General features: G+C 54.8%; 16 protein-coding genes. 13 read left to right on the top strand and 3 right to left on the bottom strand.

Annotated elements, in window-relative coordinates; genetic code table 11:
• The coding region (locus RIC19_RS17200) for a transposase (RefSeq protein ID WP_350179584.1) at window positions 1–133 on the top strand (133 nt) is incomplete at its 5' end.
• Window positions 134–435: 302 nt separating this feature from the next.
• Here the strand turns inward: RIC19_RS17200 and RIC19_RS17195 are convergent.
• On the bottom strand, window positions 436–915 hold the full coding sequence (locus tag RIC19_RS17195; protein WP_350179582.1) for a hypothetical protein: 480 nt from the start codon (window positions 913–915) through the stop codon (window positions 436–438).
• Between the two features lie 265 nt (window positions 916–1,180).
• Between RIC19_RS17195 and RIC19_RS17190 the strand changes: the two genes are divergently transcribed.
• Both RIC19_RS17190 and RIC19_RS17185 read left to right on the top strand, forming a co-directional pair.
• Entirely contained in the window at window positions 1,181–1,960 is a 780-nt protein-coding gene (locus RIC19_RS17190; protein ID WP_350179581.1) for a HipA family kinase, read from the top strand.
• Complete coding sequence (locus RIC19_RS17185; protein WP_350179580.1) at window positions 1,950–2,333, top strand: DUF3037 domain-containing protein; 384 nt, start codon at window positions 1,950–1,952, stop codon at window positions 2,331–2,333. The genes RIC19_RS17190 and RIC19_RS17185 overlap by 11 nt, the downstream gene beginning before the upstream one ends.
• A gap of 84 nt (window positions 2,334–2,417) precedes the next feature.
• Here RIC19_RS17185 and RIC19_RS17180 read toward each other — a convergent pair whose 3' ends face one another.
• Entirely contained in the window at window positions 2,418–3,272 is an 855-nt protein-coding gene (locus RIC19_RS17180) for an NAD(P)-dependent oxidoreductase (RefSeq protein WP_350179579.1), read from the bottom strand.
• Window positions 3,273–3,704: 432 nt separating this feature from the next.
• Here RIC19_RS17180 and RIC19_RS17175 point away from each other — a divergent pair, with 432 nt between their 5' ends.
• The 10 genes from RIC19_RS17175 to RIC19_RS17130 all read left to right on the top strand — a co-directional run bounded on the left by RIC19_RS17175 (window position 3,705) and on the right by RIC19_RS17130 (window position 14,588).
• Complete coding sequence (locus tag RIC19_RS17175) at window positions 3,705–4,397, top strand: succinate dehydrogenase cytochrome b subunit (RefSeq protein ID WP_350179578.1); 693 nt, start codon at window positions 3,705–3,707, stop codon at window positions 4,395–4,397.
• Window positions 4,394–6,310, top strand: a complete 1,917-nt coding sequence (locus RIC19_RS17170) for a fumarate reductase/succinate dehydrogenase flavoprotein subunit (RefSeq protein ID WP_350179577.1) — start codon at window positions 4,394–4,396, stop codon at window positions 6,308–6,310. Before RIC19_RS17175 ends, RIC19_RS17170 begins: the two co-directional genes overlap by 4 nt.
• Window positions 6,307–7,053, top strand: coding sequence for a succinate dehydrogenase/fumarate reductase iron-sulfur subunit (locus tag RIC19_RS17165; protein ID WP_350179576.1), 747 nt, complete (start codon window positions 6,307–6,309; stop codon window positions 7,051–7,053). The genes RIC19_RS17170 and RIC19_RS17165 overlap by 4 nt, the downstream gene beginning before the upstream one ends.
• 6 nt (window positions 7,054–7,059) lie before the next feature.
• The gene (locus tag RIC19_RS17160; protein WP_350179575.1) at window positions 7,060–7,668 is read left to right on the top strand and encodes a V-type ATP synthase subunit E; all 609 of its coding nucleotides are present in this window, start codon (window positions 7,060–7,062) and stop codon (window positions 7,666–7,668) included.
• A gap of 37 nt (window positions 7,669–7,705) precedes the next feature.
• On the top strand, window positions 7,706–8,527 hold the full coding sequence (locus RIC19_RS17155) for a DUF2764 family protein (protein ID WP_350179574.1): 822 nt from the start codon (window positions 7,706–7,708) through the stop codon (window positions 8,525–8,527).
• Window positions 8,524–10,293, top strand: a complete 1,770-nt coding sequence (locus RIC19_RS17150) for a V-type ATP synthase subunit A (protein ID WP_350179573.1) — start codon at window positions 8,524–8,526, stop codon at window positions 10,291–10,293. The genes RIC19_RS17155 and RIC19_RS17150 overlap by 4 nt, the downstream gene beginning before the upstream one ends.
• A 48-nt stretch (window positions 10,294–10,341) precedes the next feature.
• Window positions 10,342–11,667, top strand: a complete 1,326-nt coding sequence (locus RIC19_RS17145) for a V-type ATP synthase subunit B (RefSeq protein WP_350179583.1) — start codon at window positions 10,342–10,344, stop codon at window positions 11,665–11,667.
• A 5-nt stretch (window positions 11,668–11,672) separates the two neighbouring features.
• Window positions 11,673–12,269 (top strand): V-type ATP synthase subunit D, encoded by a 597-nt coding sequence (locus tag RIC19_RS17140; protein ID WP_350179572.1) that lies wholly within the window; start codon window positions 11,673–11,675, stop codon window positions 12,267–12,269.
• Window positions 12,266–14,053, top strand: coding sequence for a V-type ATP synthase subunit I (locus RIC19_RS17135; RefSeq protein ID WP_350179571.1), 1,788 nt, complete (start codon window positions 12,266–12,268; stop codon window positions 14,051–14,053). Before RIC19_RS17140 ends, RIC19_RS17135 begins: the two co-directional genes overlap by 4 nt.
• Window positions 14,054–14,135: 82 nt before the next feature.
• On the top strand, window positions 14,136–14,588 hold the full coding sequence (locus tag RIC19_RS17130; RefSeq protein WP_350179570.1) for an ATP synthase subunit C-like protein: 453 nt from the start codon (window positions 14,136–14,138) through the stop codon (window positions 14,586–14,588).
• Window positions 14,589–14,704: 116 nt separating this feature from the next.
• Here the strand turns inward: RIC19_RS17130 and RIC19_RS17125 are convergent.
• Window positions 14,705–16,275, bottom strand: a 1,571-nt coding sequence (locus tag RIC19_RS17125) for a choice-of-anchor Q domain-containing protein (RefSeq protein WP_350179569.1), incomplete at its 5' end; no start/stop codon positions are given.

Here is a 16,275-nt window from a genome sequence, read left to right as displayed (position 1 = left end):
AGAAGGCATCAACGCTAAAATTCAATTGGCAAAAAGAAGAGCAAGAGGGTACCGGAATATCAATAACTTCATCACTATGATTTATTTATTAGCAGGTAAACTCAATCTTAAATACCCACACAAATCCGCATAGAGCCATATCTTTTTACTTTGATGAGCTTGGAGATAAAGAAATGAAATTAGTGCTAAAAAATTCTGCAGTGGTTGAAAAACAAGAAAATGGCCAGCACCCAAGTTTGAATTTTGGCTTTATTCAAGTGTATGAAGAAGTAAAAATAAAATCTGGACAGAATAACTAAGAGCGAAAGTCGGCTGCAAGCCAAGACTTTACGCTCTTAGAGACAGCTTACCTCTTTTTGGCTGCCCGCATCCGGCAAAATTGGGTATTGGAGCATATTTGGAGCAAACTCCAAACATAGTCTGATGAAGGCTGTTTTATTTTGCCGCATTACTTGGCTTTAGCTTCATCAGGATATCCCCGCTCTTCAGACTAAGCCCCTCGGGGCTCAATGCCACTATGGTATAGGGTGGCAGGCTGGCGTACAGGTTCCGGGTAACGAGCTGGCCATCATCATCCACACTCGTGATCGGAAAAGTCGCTGCCGGATCAAAGTTGATCGTTGCACCCTCAATGGTAAACGGCACCTCAAAACTGACATCCGGTGTCACCGTCGTCCTGATACCCTGCTTCCAGCCGGGCCCTTCTTTTCTGAATTGATACTCGTTGTTATCCATTTCTATATTTGGTGTTGAAGCAGCACCTTCTTCCAGGATCAGAATAGTGTCAACCACCCATCCCCGGTAGAGGTCTGCATAGTTGAAGTCCGTACTTTGCTGTGGTTGATTCGCTATCTTGCAGGCAAACACAGCGGTGGCTAACAGCACGGATGCCGTAATGAACGCAATAGTTCTCATGTGTCGTTGGTGTTATGGGATGAAGCACTTATGGCGGTGTCGTTTTCGCCCACAATTTAAGCAGAAAAATACCAACCTGTCTTTTCCGGGCCCGGAGCAGCTCGGAGGCCCCAACCACTTTGTCCCTGGTACAATCCTTATGCTTTCACAAAGTGGGACGGCGATTGGGTTGCTCTACACCACCGCTACGGACAACCAAATACAATCAATTATCATTTCTATTTCGGATTACTGATGAATCGTATCTTTTACTATCTTAATTCCTATGAGCAAAATCGAAATACGCACCGTAGAGGTCACGCAGTACTTACAACCCCTGAGGGAAGGGGGGTCTCTCCCGGCAATTGTCCGGGCCGATGACGACTTCCTTTACGTGTTGAAGTTTCGGGGAGCCGGGCAAGGGAAGAAAGCATTAATAGCGGAGCTGCTCGGCGGTCTTTTGGCTCAGGAGATTGGTTTAAAAGTACCCGAGTTGGTCTTTATGAACCTTGATGACTCGTTTAGCAAGACCGAACCGGACCAGGAAATACAGGACTTACTGAAGTTTAGCGTGGGGCTCAATTTGGGGCTTCACTTTCTGTCGGGGGCTATTACCTACGACCCCCTGGTCCCCGTTGCGGATGCGCTTACCGTGTCTAAGGTCGTCCTGCTGGACAGCTTGATCACCAATATCGACCGGACGGCCAAGAATACCAATCTACTGAATTGGAAAAACGAACTTTGGCTGATTGATCACGGGGCCAGCCTGTATTTTCACCACAATTGGAAAAACTGGCGGGCACATCTCTCGCGCACCTTTCCAAATATCAAAGACCATGTGCTGTTGAAAAGGGCCAATCGCCTGGATGAGGCTTCAGTCGAAATTCAGCAGGCATTAAGCGCAGAAAAAATCCGTGAAATCGTCTCGCAAATACCCGAAGAGTGGCTTACAGAGGAGTCATTGCCACTGGCACCCGGCGAAATCAGGGAGGCCTATTTTGAATTCCTGAGTAGCAAACTCAATAGGATTGACTTACTCGTTAAAGAAGCCTCGGATGCAAGATAAAGTAACATACGAATTTGCCGTAATCAGACTGGTGCCCAAAGTGGAGCGGGAGGAGTTCCTGAATATTGGGGTCCTCTTGTTCTCGAAAAGAAAGAAGTACCTCGGCATCAGGTATCAGATAGACGAAAAGAGAATACGCGCTTTTTCAAATGATGTGGATATAAACACCATAGGCAAATACTTAGAAGCATGGGCGTTAATATGTAAAGGAGGACCAGAGGGGGGGCGTATCGGAGAACTGGAGCTACCCCTGAGGTTTCGGTGGCTGGCCTCCGCCAAAAGCACGATTATTCAAACTTCCTGGACCCACCCGGGCCTTTGTCATGATCCTGAAAAGGTGCTGGAAGAGTTATTCCAGCTGTACGTCCTCTAATGATAATGCAGACATTGACCAACGGCTGCGAATAGTAAAAGGTGATATCTCTTAGAGCGTATTGGGATTTTGGTCTCACAAGCACTACAGTATCTTATACACCGCCGAAAAGTCCGCCCGCTCCAGCCCCTTCGCTTTCGCCAATGCATAGAGTTCCTTAGCCGCATTAGCCAGGGGCATCGGCTGCCCGGCCTCATAGGCGCAGAGGGTTGCCAGGTGCAGGTCTTTCTGCATCCACTCCAGTGGGAACTGCGCCTCAAAATCCCCCTTGCGGATCAGCTCCGCTTTGGCTTTCAGAAATGGCGCCACCACCGGCGACTTCGGCAGGTTATCCAGCAGGAAATCCCGGGGAAGGCCCATCGCTTCGCCCAGTTTAACAGTTTCCGCAAAAGCAGCCATTGACTGTGCAAGCAGGGTATTGATCAACATCTTAAAGGCACTGCCCCGGCTGCGGCCTCCGAGCTTGAGCACCGTCTGCCCCATGTAGTTCAGGTAGGGCGCAAAGGGCGCAATCTCCTCCTCCGTAGCCCCGGTAATGATGGTAAGCTCTGCCTTTTCGGCATGCGGCTTGGTGCCGACTACCGGCGCATCAATAAACTGAACGCCTGTCTCCCGGGCCAGGGCATCGCAGCGTAGGCTAAAGGTGGGGTTGACCGTACTGCAGTCTATCCACGTCGCACCTTCAGGCATGTGGCTCAGAGCGCCGCCCGCTCCCAAAAACACGGCTTCCACCACCTCCGGCGTGGAGAGCATACTTAGGACAAGGTCTGCAACGGCTACCGCTTCCGCCGGTGTGGCAGCAGTTTGAGCACCTGCTTTCCCCAGCTCCGCTATGGGTTCGGGGGAGCGGTTCCAAACGGTGACCGTGGCGTCACTTTGGAGTAAGTTGAGGGCCATACGCTTGCCCATAATGCCGAGTCCGATAAAGGTGATATTCATAATGCTCAGGGTTTTGATTGCAGACTGCTTTTGCAGACCGAAAGGATAGTAAAAGCTCAACACACGCTCTAAGGCTATGTTTGGAAAGTCCACTTTTTTGTCCCTGTTTATAGCCTGCCAAAGCAGGATTCATAAATCCTGGCTTGGAGAGCTATCCCCCCTTTCTTCGTGTGGCTATGCCTGTGGTTCGGTTCGCGTCTACTTTGCTCTGCACAGCGAGTGCCATCGTGGTTTTGCCTTGCAGGGCACAAAAATAAAGTCATCAAAACTTCACCTCTCGTGACCGAGGGGAGTATATCTGACAACTCTCACCCCCGGCCAGTGACATTCGTCACCCCTCTTTTTCAGGAGGGCCCCTAGCTTTAAGACCCGGAAGAAAAGAGAACAGAAAACCATTTTCGCTCTTTTCCTAGATCGCAAAAAAAACAAGAAATGAGCCGAAACCTATTCCTAAGGGACAGTATCGTGCGCAAAAACCTGATGGCCCTCACGGGGCTGTTCCTCTGCCTGTTTTTGGTGATTCACCTGGCCGGCAATCTACAGCTCCTCCTGCCCGCAGAACAAGCACAAATACAGTACAACCTCTATTCCGAGTTGCTGTCGCACAATATCCTGATCAAAGTGGTGTCCTATGGCCTCTACGCAAGTATCCTGGCGCATGCCGCTTACGCGCTGCTCCTAACCGTCAAGGCACGCCAAGCACGGGGCGCACAGGGGTATGCCTACGATAAGCGGGGGGCAGTCACGCCCTGGTACGTACGCAATATGGGCGTGCTCGGTGCGCTGCTCCTGGCCTTCATCATCATCCACATGCGCGACTTCTGGTATCAGTACAAGTTTACCGAAATGCCCATGGATGCGGAGGGCCGCAAAGACCTCTACCTGATCGTAGCCGCCGCTTACCAACAGTGGTGGTATGTGGTGCTCTACGTCGTATCCATGCTCGTACTGGGTTTCCACCTCCTGCATGGTTTTCATAGCGCTTTCCAGACGCTGGGGCTTTACCACAGCAAGTACAACCGCTGGGTCAAATGGGCGGGCTGGGGCTACAGCTTTCTTATCACCGCCGGATTCACCATCATACCAATCTACATGTACTTCACCCAAAACCCGCTCCTGCCATGAAGTTAGACGCTAAAGTGCCAGAGGGCCCGCTACAGGAAAAATGGAACCGCTACAAAGCGACCTGCCGCCTCGTGAGCCCCAACAACAAAAAGAAACTGAATATCATCGTCGTGGGCACGGGCCTGGCGGGCAGTTCTGCCGCTGCTTCCTTTGCAGAAATGGGCTACAAAGTCAAGTCTTTCTGCTTTCAGGACAGCCCCCGGCGGGCGCACTCCGTAGCGGCGCAGGGCGGGGTCAATGCTTCTAAGAATTACCAAAATGATGGCGACAGCGCCTTCCGGATGTTTTATGATACCCTCAAGGGGGGCGACTTCCGGGCGCGCGAAGCCAATGTCTACCGCCTGGCAGAGTGCTCCGCCAACCTGATTGATCAGGCGGTGGCACAGGGCGTGCCTTTTGCCCGCGAATACGGCGGCTACCTGGCCAACCGCTCCTTTGGCGGGGTGCAGGTACGGCGCACCTTCTACGCCCGTGGCCAAACGGGTCAGCAACTGCTGCTCGGGGCTTATTCTGCCCTTACCCGGCAGGTGGCCGAAGGCAATATCGAACTCTTCTCCCGTCACGAAATGCTGGAGCTGGTACTCATCGATGGCAAAGCGCGGGGCATCATCGCCCGCAATCTGGATACCGGTGAGATCGAGCGCCATGCCGCACATGCCGTGGTGCTGGCTACCGGCGGCTACGGTAAAATCTACTACCTCTCCACCCTGGCGATGGGCTGCAATGGCTCGGCTATCTGGCGGGCACATAAGAAAGGGGCGGGCTTCGCTTCCGCAAGCTGGACGCAAATCCACCCCACCTGCCTGCCTCAGTCGGGCGACTATCAGTCCAAGCTCACGCTCATGTCAGAGTCTTTGCGCAACGACGGCCGTATCTGGGTACCTCAAAAAACCAATGACCCACGCCAACCGGCCGATATCCCGGAAGAGGAGCGGGACTACTACCTGGAACGCCGCTACCCGGCTTTCGGCAACCTGGCCCCCCGCGATATCGCATCCCGGGCGGCTAAGGAGCGCATCGATGCCGGCTATGGCGTCGGGCCGCAGCGCAATGCCGTTTACCTCGACTTCGCCCACGCTATTCAGGAATACGGAGAAGATACGATCCGGGAACGCTACGGCAACCTCTTCCGGATGTATGAGAAAATTACCGGGCACAATGCGTATCAGCAGCCGATGATGATCTCCCCGGCGGCGCACTTCTCTATGGGCGGGCTGTGGGTCGACTACGAGCTCATGACGAGCATCCCCGGCTTGTACGCTATCGGAGAGTGCAACTTCTCTGACCACGGGGCCAACCGCCTGGGGGCCAACTCCCTCCTGCAGGCTTGTGTGGATGGCTACTTCATCCTGCCCTACACCATTGGTAATTACCTGGCAGACGAACTGAAAGCAGGCAAAATCAGCACCGACCACCCCGCTTTCGCGGAAGCAGAACAGCAGGTGGAAACGCAACTGCAGCAACTGCTCAACATCAAAGGCAACCGCACCGCCACTGACTACCACAAAGAGCTGGGGGCTTTGCTCTACGATAAGTGCGGCGTACTGCGGACCAAAGAAGGCCTGGAAAGTGCCATTGAGCAAATACAGGCGCTGCGGGCAGATTTCCGGGAAAACCTGCGCGTGCCGGGCAGTGCAGAGCACGTCAATACCGAGCTGGAAAAAGCCGGCCGCGTAGCGGATTACCTCGAACTGGCAGAGCTGATGTGCTACGATGCCCTCACCCGGGAGGAGTCCTGCGGGGCACACTACCGCGAAGAGTACCAAACAGCAGAAGGCGAAGCACAGCGGCGCGATGAGGAATACCAATTCGTGTCGGTTTGGGCATACGCCGGTGCAACAGAAAAGCCGGTACTCCACCGCGAAGACCTTGAATTTGAAACCGTTCAACCTAGCGTAAGAAGTTACAAATGAGAATACACCTTAAAATATGGCGGCAGGAAAACGCGCAGGCCAAAGGGCGCATACAGGACTACGACCTCCCGGAGGTTAACCCCGAGATGTCTTTCCTGGAAATGCTCGATGTGCTGAACGAACAACTGATCCGCTCAGGCGATACCCCGATAGAGTTTGACCACGACTGCCGGGAGGGCATCTGCGGGCAGTGCGGCTTGTTTATCAATGGGCGGGCGCACGGGCCAATGTCGGCTACCACAACCTGTCAGCTGCACATGCGGCACTTTGAAGACGGAGATACGATCTACGTGGAGCCTTTCCGCAGCAGCGCATTCCCGGTAGTGAAAGACCTGCGCATCGACCGCTCTGCCTTTGACCGCATCATTCAGGCGGGCGGCTTTATTTCCACCCGCACGGGCGATGCGCCTGAGGCGAATGCCATCCCCATCGGGCATCAGGCAGCAGAAGACGCTTTTGATGCGGCGGCCTGCATCGGTTGTGGCGCTTGTGTAGCCACTTGTAAGAATGCTTCCGCTGCGCTGTTTACCGGGGCGAAGGTCAGCCACCTTGCTATGCTGCCGCAGGGGCAGCCCGAGTCGGCTGAGCGAGCCGAAAAGATGGTCACGCAAATGGAAGCCGAAGGGTTTGGGCATTGTACCAATACCGGCGCCTGTGAGGTCGAATGCCCGCAGGAAATCTCCATTGAGCATATCGCTCGCATGAATTTTGAATACAACAAAGCCGCAGTGCTAGATAAGTAAAATACCATGGAACAAAAGCTTCAATCCTTACTCGAAAAGATTCAGCAGGAAGGCGTAGACAAAGGGCAGGAGGTGGCCAACACCCTCATCAATGATGCCGAGCAAAAAGCCGAAGACATCGTGATGGCTGCCGAAGGCCGGGCCGAAGAAATCCGCAAACAGGCGGAGCAGGAAGCTGAAGAGCTGAAACGCAACGTGACTTCTGAGCTCAAGCTGTCCGCACAGCAAACCGTGGAGGCTTTGCAGCAGCGGATTACCGATCTGGTAACGGCTAAAGCTACCGAGGCTCCGACTCAGGAAGCTTTCAAGGACAAAGCCTTCCTCAAAGGGGTCATCGAATCGCTGATCGGGCATTGGAAAAAAGAGGAGCAGGGCGTGGCGCTGCACCTCTCGCCGGAACGGGAAAAGGAGCTGTATGACTACTTCTCTGCACGGACACAGGACAGCCTCAACGAGGGCCTTACGGTCAAGCCTGCCCTGCAGCTTTCAGAGGGGTTCCGTATCGGCCCGGCCGATGGCAGCTATGTGGTGTCCTTTACAGAGGAAGACTTTCAGGCCTTCTTCGCCGACTTCCTCCGCCCCCGTACCAAAGCCCTGCTGTACGGCGAAAAATAAGGCCGTATGAAACGGGTTAACCTTTAGAATCAATGACATGAACCAACTGCAAAAACGCGATTACTTCTACCTCATCTCCAGTCTGCCGGAGATGGTGCTCGACCAAAGCCGGGCGCCCTTTAAAATGGTAGACTTTGTGGCGCAGTTGGAAGAAGTGCTCGAACCGCAAGACTTTGCGCAGGTGAGCCTGCTGTTATACCCTCATGACAACCGCAACCTGCTGCGGCTGCTACAGGAGAATACCGAAGACTGGGACCCCCTTGGCCGGTTCGCTGCGCCCGACATGCAGAACCACCTCAAAGCGGAAAGTGGCCTGCCGGCTTATATGCACCGATTTTATCGGGCGTATCAAAATGAGCAGCCGCCCGGTGCGGCACCAGGGCCGGACAATCAATTGTCTGCGCTTTACTACAGTTACGCACTGCACCATTCCACCGGCTTTTTGCACGAGTGGCTGGCCTTCGAGCGCAGCCTGCGCAACCTCCTGACCGCCTGGAATATCCGGCAATATTCACTCCGCACAGAGGGGCAGCTGATTGGAAAAGGGGAAGAGATCGAAGCCCTGCAAAAATCCCGGGCGCGCGACTTCGGGCTGAGTACCGAGTATGCCTACCTCCATAAACTATTCAACGAACTGGAACGGGAAGACCTGATGGCCCGCGAAAAGGCCATCGACCGCATACAGTGGAACTATATAAACGAACAGCTGACCTTCCACTACTTCACCATCGAAGTAGTGCTTGGCTACCTGCTGCAACTGCAAATGCTGCAGCGGTGGCTATCGCTCGACCCGCAAGCCGGGCAGGAACGCGTCCGCAACTTCATTTCTGAAATGGAACAAAAGATAACTCTCGCATGACGGCAACGCAGCAACATACCACCGGCCGGGTTAACGGTATCATCTCCAACCTTGTCCTCGTTGAAGTAGACGGCCCGGTGAGCCAAAACGAAATCTGCTTCATCCAACACGGTGACACCTCACTGATGGCTGAGGTCATTAAAGTTATGGGCAACAAAGCTTCTGTGCAGGTCTTTGAAAGCACCCGCGGGCTGCGCCCGGGCATGGCCGTGCGCTTCGAAGGGCATATGCTGGAGGCAACTTTCGGCCCCGGCATCCTTTCCTGCAATTACGATGGGCTCATGCACGACCTCAATACGATGACGGGCATCTTCCTGCAAAGGGGCGACTATACCTCCGCCCTCGACCTGGAGAAGGAATGGTCGTTTGAGCCGCTGGCCAAGGCTGGCGATGAGGTCACCGCCGCCCACTGGCTCGGGCAGGTGGATGAGAATGGCATTGACCACAAAATTATGGTGCCCTTCAAAATGCAGGGGCGCTATACGGTGGATAAAGTGATGGAGGCCGGACAATACAAAGTTCAGGATACGATTGCGGTGCTCAAAGATGAACGCGGCACCGAGTATAAAGTGAGCATGCTCCAAAAATTCCCTGTAAAAAAAGCGGTGAAGGCGTACCGCGAAAAGCCACGCCCTTCCAAATTGCTGGAAACCGGCGTGCGCACCATCGATACCCTCAACCCCATGGTGGAGGGCGGTACGGGCTTCATCCCTGGCCCTTTTGGTAGTGGCAAAACGGTACTGCAGCAGGCGATTTCCAAGCAAGCAGAAGCCGATGTTGTGATCGTTGCGGCCTGCGGCGAACGGGCGAATGAGGTCGTCGATCTCTTCGTGGAGTTCCCAGAGCTGGAAGACCCCTGGACCGGGCGCAAGCTGATGGAGCGGACCACGATTATCGCGAACACCTCCAATATGCCTGTGGCCGCACGGGAAGCGTCGGTCTACACCGCTATGTCAATTGCCGAGTACTACCGCTCTATGGGGTTGAAAGTGCTCCTGCTGGCAGACTCCACTTCCCGCTGGGCGCAGGCCTTGCGCGAAATGTCCAACCGGATGGAAGAACTGCCGGGCCCGGATGCATTCCCGATGGACCTCCCGGCCATCATTTCCAACTTCTACGCCCGAGCGGGCATGGTCCACCTCAACAACGGGGCGACGGGCTCTATCACCTTCATCGGTACCGTTTCTCCGGCGGGAGGCAACCTCAAAGAGCCGGTCACAGAGTCTACCAAAAAGGTAGCCCGTTGCTTCTACGCCCTGTCGCAGTCACGGGCCGACAGTAAGCGCTACCCGGCTATTGACCCCATCGAGAGCTATTCCAAATACCTGGAGTACCCCGAGCTGCAACGGACGCTGAATGAGCAAATAGAGGAAGACTGGACCCGTAAAGTGGATGAGTTGAAGAATATCCTGCTAAGGGGCAAAGAAGCCGCCGAGCAAATCAATATCCTCGGCGACGATGGGGTGTCTATTGATACCCACCTGGTGTTTTGGCGCTCGGAAGTGGTCGATGAGATCATCCTGCAGCAAAACGCCTTCGATGAGGTCGATGCCCGTACGCCTATGGACCGGCAGCAGTACCTGGTCAATAAGGTGCTGGAAGTCGTAGCAACGCCTCTGGGCTTTGAAAGCTACGAGGAGATCAACCCCTACTTCAAGCGGGTCATCAACGCCATGAAGCAGATGAACTACTCCGAGTTGGAATCGGAGAGCTTCAACAAGAATAGGAAGGAACTGGAAGAAACGCTGGCCGAGCGCAAAGTGTGAGCCCCTGTTTCTGCCAAAAAAAATAAATAAAGAACCCTCAAACGAATCATCATGCCCACTGCATTTCAACGCATCTACACCAAGGTAGAAGAGATCACCAAAGCGACCTGCACGGTGCGCGCTACGGACGTTGGCTACGAAGAGCTGGCCACCGTGAACGGGCAGCTGGCGCAGGTGGTCAAAATTATGGGCGACAAAGTGACCCTGCAGGTCTTTGCGGGTACCGAAGGCGTGCCTACGGATGCCGAGATCGTATTCCTGGGAAAGGCACCAAGCCTGAAAGTGGGCGATGCGCTCGCCGGCCGCTTCTTTAATGCCTACGGTAGCCCTATCGATGGCGGCCCGCCCGTAGAAGGCCGGGAACAGGAAATCGGCGGCCCGTCGGTCAACCCTGTCCGCCGCAAGCAGCCTTCAGAGCTTATCACCACCGGTATTGCCGGGATCGACCTGAACAACACCCTGGTTACCGGGCAGAAAATCCCCTTCTTTGCCGACCCCGATCAGCCGTTCAATCAGGTGATGGCTACCGTGGCCCTGCGTACTGCTGCCGACCGGATCGTGCTGGGCGGTATTGGGCTGACCAACGACGATTACCTCTACTTCAAAAGTGTGTTTGAGAATGCCGGTGCCCTCCACCGCATCGTCAGCTTCGTGAATACGACCGAAGACCCGACGGTGGAGCGCCTGCTTGTGCCCGATATGGCACTGACCGCTGCCGAATACTTTGCCGTCGAGAAAAAAGAAAAAGTCCTGGTTTTGCTTACGGATATGACGCTCTACGCGGATGCCCTGAGCATCGTCTCCAACCGCATGGACCAAATCCCGTCCAAAGACAGTATGCCGGGCTCCCTCTACAGTGACCTGGCCAAGCTGTACGAAAAAGCCGTACAGTTTGACGACGGCGGCTCTATCACGATTGTAGCCGTGACAACGCTGTCCGGCGGGGATATCACGCATGCCATTCCGGACAATACCGGCTACATTACAGAGGGGCAGCTCTTCCTCCGTCAGGATACGGATATCGGCAAGGTGATTGTGGACCCTTTCCGGAGCCTTTCCCGCCTCAAGCAGCTGGTGATTGGCGAAAAGACACGGGAGGACCACCCACAGGTGATGAACGCCGCCGTGCGCCTCTACGCCGATGCCGCTAACGCCCGTACCAAACTGGAAAACGGCTTTGAGCTGACCGACTACGACGAGCGCACCCTGGAGTTTGCCCGGGAATATGCCGACAAGCTTCTGGCCATTGATGTAAACATAGATACGGACAAAATGCTGGATACCGCCTGGACACTGTTTGGCCGCCACTTCTCCAAAGCCGAGGTGGGCATCAAGCAGTCACTGGTTGATCAATACTGGACCAAAAATCAATAATCCACATGGCCATTTCCTTCCAATACAACAAAACGTCCCTGCAGCACCTCAAGAAGCAGCTTAAGGTGCGTGTAAACGCCCTGCCTATTCTTAAGAATAAGGAGGCTGCCCTGCGTGTGGAGGTGAAAAAAGCCCGCCGGGAAGCCGAAGCGGTGGCCCGGGAGCTGGAAGCAACAATTGACCGGCACGAGGATATGGCTGGGTTGTGGGAGGAATTTGATTTCAACCTGCTGGAGGTGGAGGCGGTGGAAGTGGGCAGCCAAAAGGTAGCCGGCGTAGCCACACCGGTACTGAAGGGCATACAGTTTATCCGGCACCCCTTTAGTTTGTTCAACCGGCCGGCCTGGTTCCCAGCGGGCATGGAACTGCTCAAGGCATGGATAGAACTAGCGCTTAGGCGCAAAGTGCTGCTGCAAAAAACAGAACGCCTGGAGTTTGCCCGCAAAAAGACCACTCAGAAGGTCAACCTGTACGAAAAAGTACAAATCCCCGGCTATGAAGATGCCATCCGAAAGATCGAGCGCTATCTGGAGGACGAAGAGAATTTGGCGAAAGCCGCCCAAAAGATTGTAAAAAAGCGCAGCAACAGCGATGCCTTATGATTGTACCGATGCAAAAATACCTGTTCCTGGTCCACCACTCCGAATACACGACATTCCTGGAGGGGCTGCGGCAGCTGGGCGTACTGCACGTGCAGCAACAGGAAGGCGAACGCTCGTCCGGGCTAATGGACCGTTTGGCGCTGCAGCAGCAATTCCAAAAGGTGCTGAAAGCCCTGGAAAAGCGGGAAGTGGAAGTGGAACAACGCACCGCCACCGCAGAGGAGGGGCACAGTGTAGCCGCAGAATACGATACCCTGACCGACCGCCTCGAGCCACTCCTGCAGGAACGCGCCACCGTGCGCAAGGAATTTGACATTCTGAAGCCCTGGGGCGACTTTTCCATTAAGACCGTTAAAAAGCTGGAGGCCGCCGGGCTGGAGGTGCAGTTCCTGGTTTGCCCCACCAAAAAATATAATCCGGACTGGGCGAAAGAATACCCCATTGCCCATCTGCGCAACCTGGGCGCCAATTCCTACTTTGTAGGCATTACCAAGGCGGAAGCGCCCGTTGAAATTCCCGGCGTGGAGATGATACCCGACCCCAAAAACGGGACGGTGGAGCTTCAGGCCCGGCAGGAAGAGCTGGACGAATCCATCGCCGATATCAATGCCCGCCTGGACCGGCTGGCACAAGTCGGTACACCCGCTCTGGAAGCGGCCCTGCGCGACCTGCAGGACACCACGCAATTGATGAGTGTCATTGAATATACCCGGCGGGAAGCCGATGAGCAACTGATGCTTTTAGAAGGCTATGCGCCGAAACCCAAAACAAAGGAAGTAGAAGCCCTGTGCGAACAACAAGGCATCCCCTTTCTGACCGAGCAGCCCAAGCCTGCCGATCAACCTCCGGTGCTGTTGAAAAACTCGAGCTTTAGCCGGCTGTTTGAGCCGATCGCAAAGCTCTTTGCCCTGCCTTCCTACGGGGAGATGGACCTGACCCCTTACTTTGCGCCCTTCTTCCTGCTCTTCTTCGGCTTCTGCCTGGGCGATGCGGGCTACGGCATTGTGCTGTTGCTGGGCGCTACCGTCTATAAATTCCGGGCGGCAAAAGACATGAAGCCTACACTGACGCTCGTGCAGTTTTTGGGCGTTGCCACGGTACTCTTCGGGGTGCTCACCGGCACGGTCTTCGGCGTGAACCTCCTGCAGGATCAGTTTGCCTGGCTGGGCAACATCCGGGAAATTATGCTGAACAGTGATCAGGCTTTTCAGCTGGCGCTGTTGCTGGGGGTGGTGCAGATTCTCTTTGGACTGGGTGTGAAAGCCGTTAATAAGAGCAGACAGTACGGCTGGATGCACGGCATAGCGCCGGTGGGCTGGATACTGCTGGTGCTGTCCCTGGCGGACATTGGGCTGACCAAACAGTTGCTGCCGTATTCACAGTACGCCGCCTGGACAGCAGTAGGACTGATCCTGCTCTTTAGCGACCCGGAAGGAGGCCTCTTCAGCCGGCTCGGCAGTGGCGCCTGGGCTTTGTACGGCATTACCGGCATTTTCGGGGACCTGCTGAGCTATATCCGGCTCTTCGCGCTGGGTATTGCGAGCGCCATCCTCGGGCTGGTCGTCAATGATATTGGCCTGCAGATCAAGGGCTCTATGGAGATTGTAGGCCCGATCCTGTTTGTGGTGTTCCTGCTCGTTGGGCACACCGCCAATTTGCTGATTGCTTCTTTGGGCGCTTTCGTACACCCGATGCGCCTCACCTTTGTAGAGTTTTATAAAAATGCCGGCTTCGAGGGCGGAGGCAAGCCTTACGACCCGCTGCGGCAACAGGAATCTAAGTGACAAAGGGATAAACAAACCCCTCTGTCAGGAAAACAGAGCAGTGTATTGCTGTCAAACTACTAAACGAAAAAAACGAAAAAACATGAGTGCGATTGTAATTGCTTATCTGGGCATCGCTTTAATGATCGGCCTTTCCGGTGTGGGTAGCGCTATTGGCGTTTCCATGGGCGGCAATGCCACCGTAGGTGCCCTGAAGAAAAACGAAGAGGCCTTCGGTAGCTACATGCTGCTGAGTGCCCTGCCCAGTACACAGGGGTTGTACGGCTTCGCCGGCTTCTTTATCATTAATGCTTCCGGCGTACTGACAGACGACATCACGATGCGGCAGGGCATTGCGGTCTTTGCTGCGGGCTTCGCACTAGGGCTGGTTGCCCTGATTTCTGCCATGCAGCAGGGCCGGATTTGTGCCAACGGTATTGCCGGGGTAGGCGCGGGCTACGATGTATTTGGTAAAACGATGGTCCTGGCGGTATTCCCCGAGCTTTACGCGATTGTGGCTTTTGCAGCGACCTTCCTGATTAATGCAGGGTTGTAAAATAAACCTGCCCGGCAGCAGTTCATGCAACCGGGCAGGAAGTCAAACGAAGTAGAAAGCGCGTCGTAAAGGGAATGATGATTCAATCGCTAATTTGCGATGGGGGCTAACCGAAGTTAGTCCACCAAAATCAACCTATGGGATTCTAATCCGCCTTTAGCCTGTACCTGAATCAGGTAGCTTCCGGCGCTCAATTGAGTGTAGTTCAAAGTTGTTTGCCCTGCAGGCACCTGCTGTGTACGCAACAGCTGCCCGGTTGCCAGTGACCGGACGCTAACCGAAACTTCATTTCCGAAGTGGGTGGGAATATTTAGCTGCACACGGCCTGTCTTAGATGGATTCGGGGTGATGGAGCTGCCGCTGAGATTGCCATCAGCGCTGTTAGTGGAAGTGATTTCGCACTCCTCCTGAAATTCAAAAGCACCAATGTCTCTCTGCATGCCAAACACCATCGCGCCAGTTTGGTCGGACATGTTATTGTCTGGTGCACCGGCATCAATAGCCGGACTTGGGCAGATCAACGCATGGGTTGGTGTCATACCACCGTTGTCAGCAAGTGGGGCCAGATTAGCCCTAAAAGGCATACCTGCTCCTCCTACAATATCAGTCATCAATCCGGCAAAAACATCAGTATCGTCTTCTCCAATAAGATTATAGCCTGAAGAAGTCATCATGCCCATTCCAGCTACATCCTGCCCCATGCCATCTGCACTGTTGGCTGCAACGATGCTGCTGCTGAAATCTGTGCTGTTGCCTGCGTCCAGTTGAACGAAACCACCGCCCATCATCATAGCGGAGTTATTGGCTATGGTAGAGGCTTCAATCATCAGCGTACCGTTGTTGGCAATACCACCACCATTATTGGAAGTGCTGTTGCCGGAAATGGTGCTCAGCGTCAGGGTGACCATACCTGATGCATCGTTGTGAAGACCGCCTCCGTTACTCATGCTAGTCGACATATTATTAGAAATAGTCGAAGTCATCACCTCAATAGTGCCGCCTGCGTTAAAAATGCCGCCGCCGCCCTGATCGGCGTCGCTGCCGCTCGCGGTATTGCCGTCGATCATCACGTTGGTGACCGTCATAAGACCCGCGCCATTCCATAGACCACCGCCCTCGGCTGCTGCGGTGTTGCCGGTGACCATGCCGCCCGTGATGTCCATATCGCCAGGGCCCGTGATGTGCACACCCCCGCCATTGCCCGGTGCGCTGCCAGTGGTGTTGCTACTTAGGGTGACGTCGACCAGCGTGACGACCGTGCTTTCGCCCGAGTTGTCTTCAATACCGCCGCCGGCGCGCATCGCTGTATTCGCTGTGATTTCAGTGCCATCGACCATGAGCTTAGCACCTGCATCGTTGAGGATGCCGCCGCCGCTGCCAGACATACCATCAGCTGTATTGTTGGAGATGACACCGCCGCTGACCATCAGCGTGCCGCTTAGGTTGTAGATGCCGCCACCGCCCTGATCGGCGTCGTTGCCGCTCGCGGTATTGCCATCGATCATTACGTTGGTGATCGTCATAAGGCCCGCGCCGTTCCATAAGCCGCCGCCCTCCGCTGCTGCGGTGTTGCCCGTGACCATGCCGCCCGTGATGTCCATATCGCCAGGGCCCGTGATGTGCACACCCCCGCCATTGCCCGGTGCGCTGCCAGTGGTGTTGCTACTTAGGGTGACGTCGACCAGCG

This window comes from Phaeodactylibacter sp., from assembly GCF_040219495.1.
GTDB lineage: Bacteria > Bacteroidota > Bacteroidia > Chitinophagales > Saprospiraceae > Phaeodactylibacter.
The sequence above is the reverse complement of the archived record's forward strand: the minus strand, read 5'-3'. Positions and strand labels throughout refer to the sequence as shown.

Excerpts from the sequence above, each read along its gene's own strand:
- RIC19_RS17185 (WP_350179580.1), top strand. The coding sequence starts at position 1,950 with ATGCAAGATAAAGTAACATACGAATTTGCCGTAATCAGACTGGTGCCC.
- RIC19_RS17175 (WP_350179578.1), top strand. The coding sequence starts at position 3,705 with ATGAGCCGAAACCTATTCCTAAGGGACAGTATCGTGCGCAAAAACCTG.
- RIC19_RS17150 (WP_350179573.1), top strand. The coding sequence starts at position 8,524 with ATGACGGCAACGCAGCAACATACCACCGGCCGGGTTAACGGTATCATC.
- RIC19_RS17160 (WP_350179575.1), top strand. The coding sequence starts at position 7,060 with ATGGAACAAAAGCTTCAATCCTTACTCGAAAAGATTCAGCAGGAAGGC.
- RIC19_RS17155 (WP_350179574.1), top strand. The coding sequence starts at position 7,706 with ATGAACCAACTGCAAAAACGCGATTACTTCTACCTCATCTCCAGTCTG.
- RIC19_RS17130 (WP_350179570.1), top strand. The coding sequence starts at position 14,136 with ATGAGTGCGATTGTAATTGCTTATCTGGGCATCGCTTTAATGATCGGC.
- RIC19_RS17180 (WP_350179579.1), bottom strand. The coding sequence starts at position 3,272 with ATGAATATCACCTTTATCGGACTCGGCATTATGGGCAAGCGTATGGCC.
- RIC19_RS17140 (WP_350179572.1), top strand. The coding sequence starts at position 11,673 with ATGGCCATTTCCTTCCAATACAACAAAACGTCCCTGCAGCACCTCAAG.
- RIC19_RS17165 (WP_350179576.1), top strand. The coding sequence starts at position 6,307 with ATGAGAATACACCTTAAAATATGGCGGCAGGAAAACGCGCAGGCCAAA.
- RIC19_RS17170 (WP_350179577.1), top strand. The coding sequence starts at position 4,394 with ATGAAGTTAGACGCTAAAGTGCCAGAGGGCCCGCTACAGGAAAAATGG.
- RIC19_RS17135 (WP_350179571.1), top strand. The coding sequence starts at position 12,266 with ATGATTGTACCGATGCAAAAATACCTGTTCCTGGTCCACCACTCCGAA.
- RIC19_RS17190 (WP_350179581.1), top strand. The coding sequence starts at position 1,181 with ATGAGCAAAATCGAAATACGCACCGTAGAGGTCACGCAGTACTTACAA.
- RIC19_RS17195 (WP_350179582.1), bottom strand. The coding sequence starts at position 915 with ATGAGAACTATTGCGTTCATTACGGCATCCGTGCTGTTAGCCACCGCT.